The 17,266-nt window shown below is 62.0% G+C and carries 16 protein-coding genes; 7 read left to right on the forward strand and 9 right to left on the reverse strand.

Annotated features, from left to right (window positions below; all coding sequences use genetic code 11):
* Positions 1 to 4 precede the first annotated feature (4 nt).
* The 3 genes from rpsP to ffh are packed head-to-tail and all read right to left on the reverse strand — an operon-like array spanning position 5 to position 2,328.
* Entirely contained in the window at positions 5 to 373 is a 369-nt protein-coding gene (rpsP, locus tag QTL94_RS13490) for a 30S ribosomal protein S16 (RefSeq protein ID WP_037182500.1), read from the reverse strand.
* A 49-nt stretch (positions 374 to 422) separates the two neighbouring features.
* The gene (locus QTL94_RS13495) at positions 423 to 743 is read right to left on the reverse strand and encodes a chorismate mutase (RefSeq protein ID WP_016556656.1); all 321 of its coding nucleotides are present in this window, start codon (positions 741 to 743) and stop codon (positions 423 to 425) included.
* A 16-nt stretch (positions 744 to 759) separates the two neighbouring features.
* Positions 760 to 2,328 (reverse strand): signal recognition particle protein, encoded by a 1,569-nt coding sequence (gene ffh / locus QTL94_RS13500; RefSeq protein WP_289802210.1) that lies wholly within the window; start codon positions 2,326 to 2,328, stop codon positions 760 to 762.
* Between the two features lie 303 nt (positions 2,329 to 2,631).
* Between ffh and QTL94_RS13505 the strand changes: the two genes are divergently transcribed.
* Positions 2,632 to 3,636, forward strand: a complete 1,005-nt coding sequence (locus tag QTL94_RS13505) for an MBL fold metallo-hydrolase (protein WP_289802211.1) — start codon at positions 2,632 to 2,634, stop codon at positions 3,634 to 3,636.
* A 3-nt stretch (positions 3,637 to 3,639) separates the two neighbouring features.
* On the opposite strand, the gene QTL94_RS13510 is transcribed toward QTL94_RS13505, so the two are convergent.
* Complete coding sequence (locus QTL94_RS13510) at positions 3,640 to 5,598, reverse strand: elongation factor G (RefSeq protein ID WP_289802212.1); 1,959 nt, start codon at positions 5,596 to 5,598, stop codon at positions 3,640 to 3,642.
* A gap of 181 nt (positions 5,599 to 5,779) precedes the next feature.
* On the opposite strand from QTL94_RS13510, the gene dapF reads away from it, so the two are divergent.
* From dapF to QTL94_RS13535, 5 genes are all read left to right on the forward strand, one after another.
* Positions 5,780 to 6,688, forward strand: coding sequence for a diaminopimelate epimerase (gene dapF / locus QTL94_RS13515; protein ID WP_289802213.1), 909 nt, complete (start codon positions 5,780 to 5,782; stop codon positions 6,686 to 6,688).
* On the forward strand, positions 6,685 to 7,959 hold the full coding sequence (gene mtaB / locus QTL94_RS13520) for a tRNA (N(6)-L-threonylcarbamoyladenosine(37)-C(2))-methylthiotransferase MtaB (protein ID WP_289802214.1): 1,275 nt from the start codon (positions 6,685 to 6,687) through the stop codon (positions 7,957 to 7,959). Before dapF ends, mtaB begins: the two co-directional genes overlap by 4 nt.
* Before the next feature lie 15 nt (positions 7,960 to 7,974).
* Entirely contained in the window at positions 7,975 to 9,660 is a 1,686-nt protein-coding gene (gene ftsY / locus QTL94_RS13525) for a signal recognition particle-docking protein FtsY (RefSeq protein ID WP_289802215.1), read from the forward strand.
* Between the two features lie 96 nt (positions 9,661 to 9,756).
* Positions 9,757 to 10,401, forward strand: coding sequence for a septation protein A (locus QTL94_RS13530; protein WP_065694523.1), 645 nt, complete (start codon positions 9,757 to 9,759; stop codon positions 10,399 to 10,401).
* Positions 10,398 to 10,991, forward strand: a complete 594-nt coding sequence (locus QTL94_RS13535; RefSeq protein ID WP_113521382.1) for a DUF2585 domain-containing protein — start codon at positions 10,398 to 10,400, stop codon at positions 10,989 to 10,991. Before QTL94_RS13530 ends, QTL94_RS13535 begins: the two co-directional genes overlap by 4 nt.
* Before the next feature lie 44 nt (positions 10,992 to 11,035).
* Here the strand turns inward: QTL94_RS13535 and QTL94_RS13540 are convergent, their stop codons facing one another.
* The 5 genes from QTL94_RS13540 to ccmA form a co-directional block, all read right to left on the reverse strand.
* The gene (locus QTL94_RS13540) at positions 11,036 to 11,641 is read right to left on the reverse strand and encodes a DsbE family thiol:disulfide interchange protein (protein ID WP_065694521.1); all 606 of its coding nucleotides are present in this window, start codon (positions 11,639 to 11,641) and stop codon (positions 11,036 to 11,038) included.
* A complete protein-coding gene (gene ccmD / locus QTL94_RS13545; RefSeq protein WP_065694520.1) occupies positions 11,638 to 11,805 on the reverse strand; it encodes a heme exporter protein CcmD in 168 nt (55 codons plus the stop codon). The genes QTL94_RS13540 and ccmD overlap by 4 nt, the downstream gene beginning before the upstream one ends.
* A gap of 5 nt (positions 11,806 to 11,810) precedes the next feature.
* Complete coding sequence (locus QTL94_RS13550) at positions 11,811 to 12,572, reverse strand: heme ABC transporter permease (RefSeq protein WP_065694519.1); 762 nt, start codon at positions 12,570 to 12,572, stop codon at positions 11,811 to 11,813.
* Positions 12,573 to 12,619: 47 nt separating this feature from the next.
* Positions 12,620 to 13,279, reverse strand: coding sequence for a heme exporter protein CcmB (gene ccmB, locus QTL94_RS13555; RefSeq protein ID WP_065694518.1), 660 nt, complete (start codon positions 13,277 to 13,279; stop codon positions 12,620 to 12,622).
* Between the two features lie 205 nt (positions 13,280 to 13,484).
* Positions 13,485 to 14,159, reverse strand: a complete 675-nt coding sequence (ccmA, locus tag QTL94_RS13560) for a heme ABC exporter ATP-binding protein CcmA (protein ID WP_289802216.1) — start codon at positions 14,157 to 14,159, stop codon at positions 13,485 to 13,487.
* 229 nt (positions 14,160 to 14,388) lie between these two features.
* Between ccmA and acnA the strand changes: the two genes are divergently transcribed.
* Positions 14,389 to 17,079 carry an aconitate hydratase AcnA gene (gene acnA / locus QTL94_RS13565; protein ID WP_289802217.1) on the forward strand — a complete coding sequence of 897 codons (2,691 nt, stop codon included), beginning with the start codon at positions 14,389 to 14,391 and terminating at the stop codon, positions 17,077 to 17,079.
* Positions 17,080 to 17,266 lie beyond the last annotated feature (187 nt).

Raw genomic sequence — 17,266 nt, forward strand, 5'->3', positions numbered from 1 at the left:
CGAATTATTCCGCGGAAGCAGCAGCTTCTGCAGCGTCGGCGATCTTCTGAGCCTTTTCAGCTGCACGCTCCTGAGCGCGCTTGCCGGGCTTTGCCTTTTCCGGGTTGTTCTTGGCTTCGCGCTTTGCGAGGCCGGCTTCGTTCAGGAAGCGCAGAACGCGGTCGGTCGGCTGTGCGCCCTGGTCGAGCCAATGCTTGATGCGGTCAGCGTCGAGCTTGACGCGAGCATCGTTGTCCTTGGCCAGCATCGGGTTCCAGGAACCGAGGTTCTCGAGGAAGCGACCGTCGCGCGGCGAACGGGCGTCGGCGAGAACGATGTGGTAGTACGGGCGCTTCTTGGAACCACCGCGTGCGAGACGAATTTTCAGTGCCATTTTCTTTACTCCTTGGACTTTTCTGGACCGCCTGATCAGGCGGTATGGTTCATTTTGCTGCGGCGCCGTTTTCGGCGTGGTCTGCAGCGATCTGCTCATGATGCCGGATGACTTCCTTGATGATGAAGTTCAGGAACTTCTCGGCGAAATCCGGATCCAGATTGGCATCCTTCGCCAGATGGCGGAGGCGTTCGATCTGGTATTCTTCGCGCGCCGGGTCTGCCGGCGGCAACTTGTACTTGGCCTTGAGAACGCCGACCTCTTTGGTGCAGCGGAACCGTTCGGCCAGGATATGGACCAGCGCTGCGTCGATGTTGTCGATCGACTGGCGATAGTTCGAAAGCTGGGCTTTGATTTCAGGATCAATCATTGTCTACACGACCCCTTCACTTCTTCTTTGGCAGGCCGGGAAGGCCCGGGAAACCACCGCCGAGACCCGGCAGCTTGGCGCCGCCCAGGCCCGGCAAACCGCCGCCGCCCAAACCGGGCAGCCCGCCGCCCGGCTTTCCAAGACCGGCAGCTTCAGCCTGCTTCTGGAGCGCTTCGAGCTGCTTGGGGTCGATGTTGGATAGATCGGGCATACCACCGCCGAGGCCGCCAAGGCCCATCTTGCCGGCGAGACCGCCCATCATCTGCTTCATCAGGCCGCCTTTGCCCTTGCCGCCCATCATCTTCATCATGTCCGCCATCTGGCGGTGCATCTTCAGAAGCTTGTTGATGTCGGAGGCATCGGTGCCGGAACCGGCGGCGATACGCTTCTTGCGCGAATGCTTGAGCATATCCGGATTGGCGCGCTCGGCCTTGGTCATCGAACCGATGATGGCGAGCTGGCGGCCGAACAGGCTGTCGTTGAGACCAGCCGAAGCCATCTTGTCCTTCATGCCAGCCATGCCGGGCATCATCGACATGATGCCGCCCATGCCGCCCATCTTCTGCATCTGGCGCAGCTGGTCGGCGAGGTCGTTGAGGTCGAACTTGCCCTTGGCCATCTTGGCGGCCATGGCGGCCGCCTTCTCGGCGTCGATGTTTTCGGCGGCGCGCTCGACCAGCGAAACGATGTCGCCCATGCCAAGAATGCGGTCGGCGATACGGCGGGGATGGAATTCCTCGAGTTCGCCCATGCGCTCGCCGACACCGATGAGCTTGATCGGCTTGCCTGTCACCGCGCGCATCGAAAGTGCTGCACCACCACGGCCGTCGCCGTCCATGCGGGTCAAGACGAGGCCGGTGATGCCGACGCGTTCGTCGAAGTTGCGGGCGAGATTGACGGCGTCCTGACCGGTCAAGCTATCGGCAACCAGCAGGATTTCATGCGGGTTCGACTTCTTCTTGATGTCGGCCATCTCGACCATCAAGGGCTCGTCGATATGGGTGCGGCCGGCGGTGTCGAGGATGACGACGTCATGACCGCCGAGCTTGGCGGCCTGAACGGCGCGCGCGGCGATATCGGTCGGCGACTGGCCGGCAATGACGGGCAGCGTGTCGACATTGGTCTGCACGCCGAGCTGCCGCAGCTGCTCCTGGGCGGCCGGGCGTCGCGTATCGAGCGACGCCATCAGAACCTTCTTCTTCTCGCGGTCGGTGAGCCGCTTGGCGATCTTCGCCGACGTCGTCGTCTTGCCCGAGCCCTGCAGACCGACCATCATGATGACGACGGGGGCAGCCGCATGCAGATCGACGCCCACGCCTTCGCCGCCGAGCATCTCGATCAGCTCGTCATGGACGATCTTGACGACCATCTGGCCGGGCTTGATCGACTTCAGGATGTCGGCGCCGACGGCCTTTTCACGGACGCGATCGGTGAAGGCGCGCACAACGTCGAGCGCGACGTCGGCTTCCAGAAGCGCACGACGAACCTCGCGCAGCGCTGCGGAAACATCACTTTCCGAAAGCGCGCCACGGCCTGTCAGTCCATTCAGAATGGATCCAAGACGGTCCTGGAGGTTCTCAAACATCGGCTCTTCCTTGTGATTTCCTGAAGACGGAAACCTTGTGCTTTTCCTTGACGAAAACAAGACGCATAGCCAAAAAGCACCCGAGGGCGCATCGCGCTGTCGGGTGTGGACCTCCGGGATCGATTTATACCTTTGCGGGTCCCGGTCGGTGGCTCGAGTCTTGAAGCTCGTCGCAGATTGAGCGGCGGTAAACAGCAAAAAGCGCCGCGAGTCAAGGCAAAGCCGAGAAAGAGGGCGTTTCGGTCTTTCAAAACCGTAGGCTCGATCCCAGATCAGCCTTCCTTCCAACGGAAACGCTCCTGTATGTCCACTGCCAAGCGACGCAATCCCTACTATCAAGGTCCGGTCTCCGATCACTTCGACGGTACGCACTTCTTTAATCCCGGGGGCATCGAGCCGCTAGGCTTTCGTGATCTGATGCGGTGGCAGTTCGGCGGCGGGCGCGATCGCTGGCCGAAGGCGGTTCGGAGCCCGTTCGTGGGGGCGAAGCCGGATTTGCGTGTCGGCGGTGACGATCTGAGGGTCACCATGGTCGGTCACGCCACGCTGCTCGTTCAGGTCGCCGGACTTAATATCCTGACGGATCCGGTTTGGTCGGACCGTGCCAGCCCCCTGGCATTCGCCGGGCCGAAGCGTGTCGTGCCGCCGGGCATCGCGTTCGAGGACCTGCCGCCGATCGATCTCGTGCTCGTTTCGCATAACCACTACGATCATCTCGATGTCGCGACGCTCCGGCGACTGCAGGCGAAACACCGCCCGCAGGTCGTGACCCCCCTCGGCAACGATACGATCATTCGCCGCGCGGTGCCGGACATGCAGGTAACCGCAATGGATTGGGGCGACCAGATCCCGTTTGCCGGAATCGGCATCAATGCCGAGCCGGCACATCACTGGTCGGCGCGCGGCACGAGGGATCGCCGCATGGCGCTCTGGGCGGCTTTCGTGCTGTCGACGCCGACGGGTCGAATCTACCATGTCGGAGATACAGGCTTCCACGGTGGCGCCAACTACATGACGGCACAGCAAAAGTATGGTGGGTTTCGCCTCGCCATTCTGCCGTTCGGTGCATATGAGCCGCGCTGGTTCATGCGCGGACAGCATCAAAACCCGCAAGAGGCGGTCATGGGAATGCAGCTGGCGAACGCCGCGCATGTGGCCGGCCATCATTTTGGGACGTTCCAGCTGACCGATGAAGCGATCGATGCGCCGGTCAAGGCGCTGCAGGCCGCGATGAGCGAACACAATGTTGCGCCCGATCGTTTTCGTCCGCTCAGGGCCGGCGAAGTATTCAATGTGCCGCCAACATGATCGTCAGTGCGCGTGCGCTCCGGAACCGTGAGTATTGATGATGGCGTCGGCCTCCTTGCCGTAAAGCTCTTCGAAGTGGTCGAAGGTCTTGGAGAAATGGCCGATCCCTTGCGTCGCGGAGCGGAGCGAGCGGGCGAGTTCATCCAGCGCGGCGCCCGGAATGAGTGCTCGAAATATATCCCAGCCCTTGGCGTTTTCGTCTCGATCGAAGCCGAGCACCTGCCCCTTGAGCGAGGAGACGAGCGCGATCAGGCCGCCCGAAAAGATCGACGGAATGTGGATCTCGACGCGCACGACCGGCTGCATCAAAACAGCGGACGCTTGTGAAAGAGCCTGCTTGACGCCCATCTTCGCCGCCGCCCGGAAGGCGAAATCGGAACTGTCGACGGAATGATATTGGCCGTCGGTCAATGTCACATCGACATCGACCACCTGGAAGCCGAGAGGACCCTTTTCCATCGCCTCGCGGGCCCCGGCCTCCACCGCCGGAATGTAGTTGCGCGGAACGGTGCCGCCCTTGACGCTTTCCCCGAAGGTAAAGCCATGTCCGCGCTCGTTCGGCTGGACACTCAGCTGAACGTCGGCAAACTGTCCGGCTCCGCCTGTCTGCTTGCGGTGCCGGTAGTGCACGTCGGAAGGCTTGGAGATGGTTTCCCGATAGACCGGGTTCGGTGCGCGATCCGATACTTCGACCCTGAAGACCTCGGACAGCGTCTTGCGAAGGTCGCGCAGATGGACCGGTCCCTGCGCGCAGATCAGTGCCGCGCCGGTCCCTTCCTCCTGCATCACCTTGAGGCCGCGATCGGTCTCCGCCAGCTTTGTCAGTGTCGCCGAGAGCTTGGTTTCGTCGCGTTCGTTGCCTGGAACGAGAATTCTCTCCAGCATCGGCGTGGGCGGCGTGGTCCAGTCCGGCGGTTCGATAGCTGCGGCTTGCGTAAAGAGAGCGGGTGCGGGCAGGTGATCCGATTTCAGCGCGCCGAAGATACCACCGACCGGCACGTTTCCAGCGATCGGTTTACCGCTTCCTGCTTCCTGCAAGGGGCCGAGATTGCCGCCGCCCAGCGAAGAGCCCTGCTTAACGCCGTCCGTCAACGCGCGTGCCAGCACGGTCTTGCCGACATTGGCCTTGTAGTATGCATGAAAGCTCACGGCGACAAGGGACGCGTCCTTGGCTGTCGAGCTCGCGGCGAGCCTAGTCTGGAGGGCTGCGACCGGAGGTGATTCGTGACGCAGGGCCTTCATCAGGCGCTTGATGCCGTTGCTATGCGATGCCGCGCCGAACAAGACCGGAATGACTCTGTTTTCCTTGAGAATGCGGGCGGAGATCGTAAACAGCGTGTCACTCGCGGGGGCGCGATCCTCAACCAACTCTTCCAGCAACCAGTCGTCGAACTCGGAAAGCTGTTCCAGCATTTCGGTGCGGGCTTCGTGCTCACGCTCGAAAACATCCTTGGGCAATTCGATCAGGGCCGATGGTTGTCCTTCGCGGTAGCGCCAGGCTCTCTCCGAAATTAGGTCGCAGCTGCCGACAACGGTATCGCCTTCGCGGATCGGAACCTGTCGCAACACCAGCGGATGATTGGAATAGGTCTGGAGCGCGGCAATGACATCGCGCAACCGGCCCCGTGGTTCATCCATCCGATTGATGAAGATCAGGCAGGGCGTGCCGGAGGCTTCGATCGCGCGCAGATAGGGGGCGGCAAGAACGGCATCATCGGGTGTTGGCGAGATGCAAAGAATACAAGCATCGCTCACCAGCAGAGAATCCTGCGCGAGAGCCAGAGCCTCGTTCGCTCCGGGGGTGTCGATCGCGCACCACGTTTCGTTCTTGAACTCGAACTCGGTGAGGCTCGATCCGTAGGGTGAGACTGATTTTCTGGGTGTCCCCTCGAGCGAGGCAAGCTTTGCGACAAGCGTCGTCTTTCCCGTCTGTGACGGTCCAAGTACCGTGAAGCAGCGCATCGGCAATCCTCCCATGGCCAAAAGCACGCATCCGCAGCCACAGAATGCCTCGAAGTCAGTAAAAGCGCCAGATAGTTGCGATCATTCTTAAATATGAGGCCGGCGCTCAGGCCCCTGACCCACTGGTAATTCCCCCGCATTTCCGCCATATACAGCCCAAACACACATGGAAAAGAAACCAATGAGCGCAACGGTCGAATTCGCGAAGATGAACGGGCTTGGCAACAAGATCCTGGTCGTCGATATGCGCGGACGCACGGACAAGGTGACGCCCGAGGCGGCGATTGCGCTCAATGCGGCTGAAGATACGCAGTTCGACCAGATCATGGCGATCCATGATCCGAAGGCCGAAGGCACCGATGCCTGGATCGATATCCTCAACTGCGACGGCACCAAGGCGCAGGCATGTGGCAACGGCACGCGCTGCGTCGTGCAGGCGCTGGCCGCCGAGACCGGCAAGAAGGTCTTCACCTTCCAGACTGTCGCCGGCATCCTGAATGCCGTCGAGCACGAGGACGGGACCATCTCGGTCGACATGGGCAGGCCGGTGTTCCAGTGGGACCAGATCCCACTGTCGGAAGAGTTTTTCGATACCAGCCGTATCGAGTTGCAGATCGGGCCGATCGACAACCCGGTGCTGCATTCGCCATCGGCCATGTCGATGGGCAATCCGCATGCGATCTTCTGGGTCGACAAGGATCCGATGAGCTTCGATCTGGAGCGCTTCGGACCGCTGCTCGAAAATCACCCGATGTTTCCTGAGAAGGCCAACATCACGCTGGCGCAGGTCACCTCGGACTCAAGCCTGCGCACCCGCACCTGGGAGCGCGGCGCCGGGTTGACGCTTGCCTGCGGTTCGGCTGCCTGCGCCGCCGGGGTCTCCGCCGCACGCACCGGCCGCACCGGGCGCAAGGTCACGATCGACGTCGCTTCCGCGCCAAGCCGGCAGCCGCTTGTCATCGAATGGCGGCAGGACGACCATGTCGTCATGACGGGTCCTGCCGAATGGGAATGGTCCGGCACCGTCGATCCTTCCACCGGCGCGTGCCAGCGCGACGAGGCTGAGGTTCCGGGGGCGGAAGCCAAGTGAGCGGGGTCGAGGTCATCACCTTCGGCTGTCGTCTCAATACCTACGAATCCGAAGTGATGCGGGCTGAGGCCGAGAAGGCCGGGCTCAACAATGCCATTCTGGTCAATACCTGTGCCGTGACAGGCGAGGCCGTGCGCCAGGCGCGCCAGGCGATCCGCCGGGCCCGGCGCGACAATCCGCATGCTCGCATCATCGTCACCGGCTGCGCCGCGCAGACCGAGAAGGAAACCTTCGCCGAGATGGCCGAGGTCGATGCCGTTCTCGGCAACGAAGAGAAGCTCAAGAGCGCCAACTATCGCGCGCTGCCGGATTTCGGCGTTTCGGCGGAAGAGAAGCTTCGCGTCAACGACATCATGAGCGTCAAGGCGACCGCGCCGCAGATGGTCAAGCACATCGACGGCCATGTACGCGCCTTCATCCAGGTTCAGAACGGCTGCGACCACCGCTGCACTTTCTGCATCATCCCCTATGGCCGCGGCAATTCGCGCTCGGTGCCGATGGGCGCTGTCGTCGATCAGGCGCGCAAGCTTGTCGAGAGCGGCTATCGCGAGATCGTGCTGACCGGCGTTGACGCCACCAGCTACGGCGCCGACCTGCCGGGCGAGCCGACACTCGGGTTGCTGGCGAAGACGCTTCTGAAGCAGGTGCCGGATATCAGGCGTCTCAGGCTGTCGTCGATCGATAGCATCGAGGCGGATCGGCATCTTCTCGATCTCATCGCGGACGAGGCGCGCTTCATGCCGCATCTGCACCTGTCGCTGCAGCATGGCGACGACATGATCCTGAAGCGGATGAAGCGGCGGCATTCCAGTGCCGATGCGCTTGCTTTCGTCAATGAGGTCCGCAGGTTGCGGCCGGAAATTTCGATCGGCGCCGACATGATCGCCGGTTTCCCGACCGAGACGGAAGAGATGTTCGGCAATGCCGTGAGGCTCGCCGAGGAGGCGCAAATCGCACATCTCCACGTCTTCCCCTACAGCCCGCGCCCGGGAACGCCGGCGGCACGGATGCCGCAGCTCGACCGGGCGCTGGTCAAGGAGCGGGCGGCACGGCTGCGCGCCACTGGACATATGCTGCATCAGTCCCATCTCGATCGCATGGTCGGCACGCGGCAATGGCTGCTGGTGGAAAACAACGGACTGGCGCATACGGAAAACTTCACGCTTGTCGCAGCGCCGGGGCTAAGCCCCCGCGCGCTGGTCGAGGTCGATATCGTCGGCCACAACGGCAAGCATCTCGACATGCAACTGACGGCCGCCGACGCGGCCTGACCTGACGGAATTCTCATGGCGTTCAGCTTCATCAAAAAGGTCTTCACCTTCGGCCCCGACAAATCGGCGGAAGAGAAGGCGCCGGACGCGGTCGAGACGAAAGCCGCGGAGGTTGCGGTCGAGCCGGTCGCGGAAGCGCCGGCGGCTGCCGAGGTGATGGCGCCCGCGCCATCCGTGCCTATCGACGATCTCCCTGTCGCCGCTGATCCGGTGCCGCCGGAGGAGATGGATACGGCAGGCGGGCCATCAGCCTATAGCGAGGGTGCGGGCGAAGACGACGTTTCCGAGGATCTGCCGACCGAGCTTGCGGCGAGCGATGTTGGCCTGGTGCCGCTGGAATTGCTGGAAGCCGAGGCGGAGGCGGAACCTGCCGCGCCGGCGGATACCCCCCCTGGCCTGCCGGCCATCCCCGCCACAGGTGGGGGGACGGATCTGGGGCACGACATTCGCGAAACGGATGATGACACCGCGGATGCACAGCTGGAAAAAGCCGCTGACGCCCCGCAGGCGGAAACTGTTCTTGCGTCCGACGTGGCGGCTCGCGCGTTTGATGAGCCCAACGCTGACCTTGCCAAGCATGAAGCCGATGGTGCCGAACAAGACGCCGCCACGGGTCTCCCCCCACCTGTGGGGGGGATGCCCGGCAGGGTAGGGGGGGAGGCCACGCACGCCGACGCCGCCGAACCAATATCCACCGACTCCCCCATCCTCCCCAAGGGCTTCGCAACCGGCCCGGCCCCCGAGCCGGTTGCTGCCATCGTGCCGCCCGCCAAGCTCTCCTGGTTCCAGCGGCTGCGTGCCGGGCTTGCCCGTACCTCCTCGCAGCTGACCGGCCAGATCTCGGCGCTGTTCACCAAGCGCAAGCTTGATGATGACACGCTGCAGGACCTTGAGGATCTACTGATCCAGGCAGATCTCGGAGTTGAAACCGCCATGCGCGTCACCGATACGCTGGCGTCCGAGCGCTACGGCAAGGATGTGTCGGGCGACGATGTGAGCCGTATCATGGCGAGCGAGATCGCCAAGGTATTGAAGCCCGTCGCCAAGCCGCTGCAGCTCGATCTCAGCCACAAGCCGCATGTCATCCTTGTTGTCGGCGTCAACGGCACCGGCAAGACGACGACGATCGGCAAGCTGGCCGCCAAGCTTTCGGGCGCAGGGCTGAAGGTCATGGTCGCAGCCGGCGATACGTTCCGCGCCGCCGCGATCGAACAGCTGAAGATCTGGGCGGAGCGCACCAAGTCGGAGTTCATCGGCACCAAGCTAGGCGCTGATGCCGCGGGCCTTGCCTACGATGCCTTCGAGCAGGCGAAGGCGAAGAAATGCGACGTGCTGATCATCGATACCGCCGGGCGCCTGCAGAACAAGGCGGAGCTGATGGCCGAGCTGGAAAAAATCGTGCGCGTGCTCGGCAAGCTCGATCCGGATGCGCCGCATACCGTGCTGCAGACGCTTGACGCCACCACGGGACAGAACGCGCTGAACCAGGTCGAGATCTTCCGCAACGTCGCCGGCGTCAACGGCCTGATCATGACCAAGCTCGACGGCACGGCACGCGGCGGCATTCTTGTCGCCATCTCGGCCAAGCACAAACTGCCTGTCTATTTCATCGGCGTCGGCGAGGGCGTGGACGATCTGGAGCCGTTCGAGGCCGAGGATTTCGCCCATGCGATCGCGGGCCTCGGGGATGCGCGCGCCTGATCGGGCCGGAGCCATTGCCGTATAAGGCTATTGATGCCACACATATGCCCGCAACGGCGCGCAAGCGTCTGCGACGAAGAACGGATTTGAGATAGAATGACGACCGAAAGCGATATCACCCCTTCGGCTGCCGACAAGCATCATCCGATGCTGAAGCTGGCGCTGGAACTCGGGCCCCTGCTCATCTTCTTCTTCGCCAATCTGCGTGGGCCATGGCTGGTCGAGAAATTCCCTGTTCTGGCGACCCTTGGTGGTCCGCTGTTTGTCGCCACCGCGCTGTTCATGGCGGCGACGGTGATTTCGCTGGTGATCTCGAAGATCGTGCTGCGCCATCTGCCGATCATGCCCTTCGTCTCGGGCATCGTCGTGCTGGTGTTCGGCTCTCTGTCGATCTATCTGCAGGATGAGACCTTCATCAAGATGAAGCCGACCATCATCAATGCGCTATTCGGTTTCACGCTGCTCGGTGGGCTGCTGTTCGGCAAGTCGTTGCTCGGCTATGTCTTCAACGCCGCGTTCCAGCTCGATGCCGACGGTTGGCGCAAGCTTACTATCCGTTGGGGTGTCTTCTTCCTGTTTCTTGCCGTGCTCAACGAGGTCGTGTGGCGCAATTTCTCCGATGATGCCTGGGTGGCCTTCAAAGTCTGGGGAACGATGCCGATTACCATCATCTTCACGCTTGCGCAGATGCCGCTGATCATGAAGCATACGCTGGCGCCGGAGGGAGAGACGGAGAAGTGACAGCACTGGATACGGCTGAGAGAGCAAAGCATCAGAGCTTCTGGTTCGTCGCATGCCTTGCGGTTCTGCTGATCCAGATCATCGCTGAATACATGATGGGGCGGACGCCGATCTGCACCTGCGGCTATATCAAGCTGTGGGAAGGAACGGTGAATTCCAGCGGCAATTCGCAGCATATCTCCGACTGGTACACGCCGTCGCACATCATCCACGGCTTCATCTTCTACGGCATCACGCATCTTCTTCTGCGCGGCAAGCCGATCGCGGCGCGACTGCTGCTGGCGCTGGTCATCGAGTCCGGCTGGGAGCTGCTGGAGAACTCGCCGATCATCATCGACCGCTACCGCACAGCGACGATCTCGCTCGATTATTACGGCGACAGCATTCTGAATTCGGCGATGGACACGGTGTTCATGGTGCTTGGCTTCTTCTTCGCCTCCCGGGCGCCGGTGGCGCTGACGGTGGCGATCGCTATCTTCTTCGAGATATTCACCGGCTACATGATCCGGGACAACCTGACGCTCAACGTGCTGATGCTGGTCTGGCCGCTGGAGGCGGTGAAGACGTGGCAGAGCGGGGTCGGAGTTTAGGCTAGACGCACATCCCGGCCACGCCTTCGCGTGGAACAAGCGTCTTACGAGGCCGGCTTGCCCAACGCCTTCTCGATAGCAGGAAACAGCCCTTCCTTCAGGCTGATGTCGTCAAACGGGCCCACGCGCTTGTAGAGGATCGTTCCGTCCGGTCCGACCAGATAGCTTTCCGGGATGCCATAGACGCCCCAGTCGATTGCGGCCTGTCCCTTGGGATCAATGCCGATCGCCTTGTAGGGATTGCCGAGTTCGCCGAGGAAACGCAGCGCGTTGTCGTTCTTGTCCTTGTAATTGATGGCAACGATATTGAGTCGGCTATCACCGGCCAGCTTCTTGAGGATCGGATGTTCCTCGCGACAAGGGATGCACCAGGAAGCAAAGACGTTGACCAGCGTCAGCTTGCCCTTGATGCTGGCGTCTGTCAGCGCCGGCAGATTGGCGCCTTCAAGCGGCGGCAGATCCAGTGACGGAGCCTTGGTTCCGAGGAGCGCCGACGGGATCTCGGAAATGTCTTTGCCGTGTACGTCCTGGTCGTAGAGCATCTTCCCCGCGATGGCAGCGATGCCGCCAAAGACGATGAGAGGGATCAGGGCGAAGGCATAGCGCCCGAAGCCGCGCTTGCGCGGCGTGGCGTCAGGAGTGTCAGTCATTTCGTATCCTTGGCGCGTGCCGAACGGCGACGGATTCCCGATGCCTCGAGCGCTGTCAGTTCCCGGCAGCGCGCGCGGCCGTCGAGCCAGGTCCAGAGCGTCACGGCGATGCTGATCGCGGCGGCGAAGGCATAGGAGCTGTAGACATAGAATGCGTGCGTCATCGGCCTTATGCCTCGCGGCTTGCAAGGCGAGCGGCAAGCCGGCGCTGCGCCGCGATGCGGCGGCGCCAGATCTCGTTGCGGATAGCCATGACATGCAGCGTCAGGAACAGCATGGTGAAGGCGACCGCCATGACGAGCAGCGGGCGCAGGAATTCCGGGTCGATCGCCGGACCGTCGAGGCGCAGGACGCTCGCCGACTGGTGCAGCGTGTTCCACCAGTCGACCGAGAACTTGATGATCGGGATGTTGACGAAGCCGACGAGGATCAGCACGGCGCTGACGCGGGCGGCCTTCGACGGATCGTCCATGGCGCGGTTGAGCGCGATCAGGCCGAGATACATCAGGAAGAGGATGAAGACGGAGGTGAGCCTTGCATCCCAGACCCACCACGTGCCCCACATCGGCTTACCCCAGAGCGAACCGGTGACGAGTGCGATCAGCGTGAAGGCGGCGCCGAGTGGGGCTGCAGCCTTGGCGGAAACGTCGGCTAGCGGATGGCGCCAGACGAGCGTGCCGATCGCCGAGATGCTCATGATCGTGTAACCCATCATCGACAGCCAGGCGGCCGGCACGTGGATATACATGATGCGGACCGTTTCGCCCTGCTGGTAGTCGCCCTCGGTCGTGAAGCTGAGATACAGCCCCACGATAAAACAGAGGGCCGTAATGCCAGCCATCCACGGAATGAGGCGGGCAGCGAGCGCCAGGAACCGCGTCGGGTTGGCAAGATCGCTGAATTTGGTGATGGCCAGGCTGCTTTCGGTCATGCCGTCTCCTTAGCGCGATCTGCCGTTTGCCGCAATCGAGCGAGCAATCAATCCGATGTGTTGCGCAGCGCAAGGGCGGCCGCCGCAGGGCCGATGACAGCAAAGAACAGCGTCAGCGCGATCAGGATCAGGAAGGGCGGCAGGAAGGGCGAGGGTCCTTCGACAGCCGCGTAAGTAGCGCTGACGCCGAAGATCAGCACCGGGATCGTCAGCGGCAGCACCAGGATCGAGACCAGAAGCCCGCCACGAGGCAAGGCGACCGCGACTGCGGCGCCGACAGCGCCAATGAAGGTGATGGCCGGCGTCCCGACCAGCAGCGTCAACATGGTGGCGCCGATCGCGGTCTCGCTCATGTTCATGAACAGGCCGAGCAGCGGCGAGGCGATGACCAGCGGCAGGCTGGTGGCGATCCAGTGGGCTAGGCACTTGATCAATACCGTCAGCACCAGGGGCGTCTCATGCATCAGCATCAGATCCAGCGCGCCGTCGTCGCGCTCCGCCTGAAACAACCGGTCAAGGCCGAGGAGTGCTGCGAGAAGTGCACCGATCCAGACGATCGCCGGCCCGATGCGCGACAGCAGGGCAAGGTCCGGCCCGACGCCGAAGGGGATGACCGCGACGACCGTGAGGAAGAACAACACGCCGATGAGCGCGCCGCCGCCGGCGCGAATGGAGAGCTTGATGTCACGCAGGAGAAGAGCGGTCATGTTGCAGGCTCTATGCTTGTCGAGAAAGACCCCTCCCCAACCCCTCCCCACGAGGAGGAGGGGCCTGGCTGGAGCGATGTCACAGGGCTGCAGGCGGCGTTGGCATCTGTTGAGAGGTTTCCATTGTGCGAGGTGGAGGCGGCGGTGGAGCCCCTCCCCCTCGTGGGGAGGGGTTGGGGAGGGGTGTTTCCCACAAACACGGTCATTATTCCCAAACTCCTGCATCTACTCCGGAAAACCCGGTCATCCGCAATTCCCGCGCATCCGTCAGCCCCAATGGTTGATGCGTCGCCGCAAGGACGATGCCGCCACCTTGCCGATGGGCGTCTATAAGGTCCGCAAACAGCCGATCGGCGCTGGTGTCCAGTGCGGCGGTCGGTTCATCGAGGATCCAGATCGGTCGGTAGGCGACGAGAAGCTTGGCGAAGCCGAAACGACGTTGCTGTCCGGCGGAGAGGTAGCCGAAGGGTAGGTGGGTGATGCCGGCAAGGCCAACCGCCTCGGCAGCCTCCTCGATTGACAGCGTCGCGGCGTCGTTGCCGCCAAGAAACTCGCGCCAGAAGCCGAGGTTTTCCGCGACTGTCAGTTCGCTTTTCATGGCGTTGCGGTGGCCAAGATAGTGGCTGACCTCGCCGACGTGGCTTTCCGCTTGCCCTTCCGAATCAGTCACCGTCACTGTGCCGGTCTCCGGTCGTAAGAGACCGGCTACGACACGTAGTAAAGTTGACTTTCCTGATCCATTTTTTCCTGTCAAAACCAGCGCTTCGCCTGATCTCAGGTGAAAGGACACACCCTCGAAAATCAGGTCTTCGCCCCGGCGCGCAGCGAGATTGGCGGCGGCAAGATCCGTGACTTTTGAGGGGTTTAATTTTTCAGTCATCGCAATGCAAAAAAATCCGAAATGGGTCACGCACTCTCTGGCACCTTTCTTAGAAATTATCTATAAGACCCGCAACCACGCCAGCGGTCGGCGTGAATTTCATCCTAGCGCCGAACATGAGGTCAAACTTCATGTGCGGACAGCGGAAATGGCCGTACCCGCATCCTGATGTGCATTACGTGCATAGGCGTCCGCACAATTGTGTTCGCTATCAGAAACGGGGTATCTCGTGTCTAAATCTCTTGACAGCTTCAATTGTCGTTCCACGCTCACCGTGGACGGTAAGGACTACGTGTATTTCAGCCTTCCCAAGGCTGAAGCGAATGGCCTGCCGGGCGTTTCGAAGCTTCCCTATTCGATGAAGGTTCTGCTCGAGAACCTGCTGCGCTTCGAAGACGGCCAGTCCGTCACCAAGGAACACATCCTCGGCGTTGCCGAATGGCTGAACAACAAGGGCACTGTCGAAAACGAAATCGCCTATCGCCCGGCGCGCGTTCTGATGCAGGACTTCACCGGCGTTCCCGCCGTCGTCGACCTGGCCGCGATGCGCGACGCGATGGTGTCGCTCGGTGGCGACCCCGAGAAGATCAATCCGCTGGTTCCCGTCGACCTCGTGATCGACCACTCCGTCATCGTTGACGAATTCGGCACGCCGCAGGCATTCGCCAAGAACGTCGAGCTGGAGTACCAGCGCAACGGCGAGCGCTACCGCTTCCTGAAGTGGGGCCAGCAGGCGTTCAAGAATTTCCGCGTCGTTCCTCCGGGCACCGGCATCTGTCACCAGGTCAACCTCGAATATCTCGGCCAGACCGTCTGGACGAAGGAAGAGGATGGCGAGACCATCGCTTATCCCGATACCTGCGTCGGCACCGACAGCCACACGACGATGATCAATGGTCTCGGTGTTCTCGGCTGGGGCGTCGGCGGGATCGAAGCGGAAGCGGCCATGCTCGGCCAGCCGGTCTCGATGCTCCTGCCTGAAGTTATCGGCTTCAAGCTCACCGGCAAGCTCAAGGAAGGCGTCACGGCGACCGACCTCGTGCTGATGGTCGTGCAGATGCTGCGCAAGAAGGGCGTTGTCTCCAAGTTCGTCGAATTCTTCGGCCCTGGCATGGACAACATGCCGCTCGCCGACCGCGCGACCATCGGCAACATGGGTCCGGAATACGGCGCGACCTGCGGCTTCTTCCCGGTTGACGGCGAAACCATCAACTACCTCAACATGTCGGGCCGCACCAAGGAACGCATTGCGCTGGTTGAAGCCTACTCCAAGGCTCAGGGCATGTGGCGCGAAGGCGACGGCTCCGACCTCGTCTTCACCGACACGCTGGAACTCGATCTCGGCGACGTCGTGCCCGCCATGGCCGGCCCGAAGCGTCCGGAAGGTCGCATCCCGCTCGAGAACATCGCGTCCGGTTTCGCCGGCTCGATGGATGCCGATTACAAGAAGCCCGGCCAGTTGTCGAACCGCTATGCGGTCGACGGCACCGACTTCGATCTCGGCCACGGCGACGTGGCGATCGCTGCCATCACCTCCTGCACCAACACCTCGAACCCGTCGGTTCTGATCGCCGCAGGCCTTCTCGCTCGCAACGCCGTTGCCAAGGGCCTGAAGACTAAGCCGTGGGTGAAGACCTCGCTGGCACCAGGATCTCAGGTCGTCGGTGAATATCTGGCGAAGTCCGGCCTGCAGGCCGATCTCGACAAGCTCGGCTTCAACCTCGTCGGCTTCGGCTGCACGACCTGCATCGGCAACTCCGGTCCGCTGCCGGCGCCGATCTCGAAGACGATCAACGACAAAGGCCTGATCGTTTCGGGTGTCCTGTCGGGCAACCGCAACTTCGAAGGCCGTATCTCGCCGGACGTTCAGGCGAACTACCTGGCCTCGCCGCCGCTCGTCGTCGCCTATGCGCTTGCTGGTACGGTCCAGAAGGACCTGACCAAGGAGCCGATCGGCGAAGACCAGAACGGCAACCCGGTCTATCTCAAGGACATCTGGCCGACCTCGCACGAAGTGCAGGAGTTCATCCAGAAGTACGTCACCCGCGAACTTTACGAAACGAAGTACGCCGACGTCTTCAAGGGCGACGAAAACTGGCAGGCCGTCAACGTGCCGGCCGGGCAGACCTACGCCTGGGACGACAAGTCGACCTACGTGCAGAACCCGCCTTACTTCGTGGGCATGGGCAAGACCGGCTCGGGCATTTCCGACATCAAGGGTGCGCGCGTTCTCGGCCTCTTCGGCGACAAGATCACCACCGACCACATTTCGCCGGCCGGTTCGATCAAGGCTGCGTCTCCGGCCGGTGCTTACCTGCTCGAGAACAATGTCGGTGTTGCCGACTTCAACCAGTACGGCACGCGTCGCGGCAACCATGAAGTGATGATGCGCGGCACCTTCGCCAACATCCGCATTCGCAACCACATGCTCGGCCCGAACGGCAAGGAAGGTGGCTACACCATCCATTACCCGTCGAAGGAAGAGGAATCGATCTACGACGCGGCCATGCAGTACAAGGGCGAAGGCGTTCCGCTCGTCATCTTCGCAGGTGTCGAGTACGGCAACGGCTCGTCCCGCGACTGGGCAGCGAAGGGCACCAACCTGCTCGGCGTCAAGGCCGTGATCGCGCAGTCCTTCGAGCGTATCCACCGCTCGAACCTGGTCGGCATGGGCGTCATCCCCTTCGTCTTCGAAGAGGGAACGACCTGGGCAAGCCTCGGACTGAAGGGCGACGAGATCGTCACCATCGAAGGTCTCGAGAACATCAAGCCGCGCGAGAAGAAGATCGCCAAGATCACCTACGGCGACGGTTCCGTGAAGGAAGTGCCGCTGCTGTCGCGCGTCGATACGCTTGACGAGGTCATCTACCTCAACAACGGCGGCATCCTGCAGACGGTTCTTCGCGACCTCGCCGCCTGATTTTTAACTGCTATCAGTGATAATGGCCGCCGGAGAGAGATTTCCGGCGGCTTTTGCTTGCGCTGGCGGTATTGACCGCGCGGCTCACGACGATGTGTTTCGGCGTTGCTTGCAGGAGCCCCGTCTCACCCGTTCGTGACTTTCCGTTTGGATCGGGAGCGACTATCTCTACGTTCATAAATCGGAA

The sequence above is a fragment of the Rhizobium sp. S96 genome (assembly GCF_030382195.1).
In the GTDB taxonomy this organism is placed as follows: Bacteria; Pseudomonadota; Alphaproteobacteria; order Rhizobiales; family Rhizobiaceae; genus Rhizobium.

Bases quoted from the DNA above. Each gene is read 5' to 3' on its own strand.
- rpsP (WP_037182500.1), bottom strand. From the start codon at position 373: ATGGCACTGAAAATTCGTCTCGCACGCGGTGGTTCCAAGAAGCGCCCG.
- QTL94_RS13495 (WP_016556656.1), bottom strand. From the start codon at position 743: ATGATTGATCCTGAAATCAAAGCCCAGCTTTCGAACTATCGCCAGTCG.
- ffh (WP_289802210.1), bottom strand. From the start codon at position 2,328: ATGTTTGAGAACCTCCAGGACCGTCTTGGATCCATTCTGAATGGACTG.
- QTL94_RS13505 (WP_289802211.1), top strand. From the start codon at position 2,632: ATGTCCACTGCCAAGCGACGCAATCCCTACTATCAAGGTCCGGTCTCC.
- QTL94_RS13510 (WP_289802212.1), bottom strand. From the start codon at position 5,598: ATGCGCTGCTTCACGGTACTTGGACCGTCACAGACGGGAAAGACGACG.
- dapF (WP_289802213.1), top strand. From the start codon at position 5,780: ATGAGCGCAACGGTCGAATTCGCGAAGATGAACGGGCTTGGCAACAAG.
- ftsY (WP_289802215.1), top strand. From the start codon at position 7,975: ATGGCGTTCAGCTTCATCAAAAAGGTCTTCACCTTCGGCCCCGACAAA.
- QTL94_RS13530 (WP_065694523.1), top strand. From the start codon at position 9,757: ATGACGACCGAAAGCGATATCACCCCTTCGGCTGCCGACAAGCATCAT.
- QTL94_RS13540 (WP_065694521.1), bottom strand. From the start codon at position 11,641: ATGACTGACACTCCTGACGCCACGCCGCGCAAGCGCGGCTTCGGGCGC.
- ccmD (WP_065694520.1), bottom strand. From the start codon at position 11,805: ATGACGCACGCATTCTATGTCTACAGCTCCTATGCCTTCGCCGCCGCG.
- QTL94_RS13550 (WP_065694519.1), bottom strand. From the start codon at position 12,572: ATGACCGAAAGCAGCCTGGCCATCACCAAATTCAGCGATCTTGCCAAC.
- ccmB (WP_065694518.1), bottom strand. From the start codon at position 13,279: ATGACCGCTCTTCTCCTGCGTGACATCAAGCTCTCCATTCGCGCCGGC.
- ccmA (WP_289802216.1), bottom strand. From the start codon at position 14,159: ATGACTGAAAAATTAAACCCCTCAAAAGTCACGGATCTTGCCGCCGCC.